Origin of the sequence: Geminicoccus flavidas, assembly GCF_009806515.1 — a bacterium.
Lineage (GTDB): Bacteria > Pseudomonadota > Alphaproteobacteria > Geminicoccales > Geminicoccaceae > Geminicoccus > Geminicoccus flavidus.
The window spans coordinates 1-225 of record NZ_WUJP01000013.1; the positions used below are offsets into that span (position 1 = coordinate 1).

A 225-nucleotide genomic window follows, 5' to 3' on the forward strand; every position below is an offset into this window, starting at 1 on the left:
CGGGTCAGGCGCTGGACCGCCTCGGCATTCTCGTCGAGCAGCGAGTTGCGCACGCCGATGATGCAGCAGACCCGCCGGGCATACTCGCCGCCCATGTTGGAGGCGACCTCGACGAACTGGTCGCTTTGCAGGAACTTGTAGGTGAGCGGGTCCCAGTGCGCGATCGCATCCGCCTCGCCGCGCTCGATCACGGCACCCAGGAGCTCGCCCGGGAACACCCGCCAG

At 68.4% G+C, this 225-nt stretch carries 1 pseudogene; it reads right to left on the minus strand.

From position 1 onward, the window contains the following. Window positions 1-225 (minus strand): annotated as a pseudogene (locus EQG76_RS00345) (ABC transporter substrate-binding protein); the annotation flags it as partial.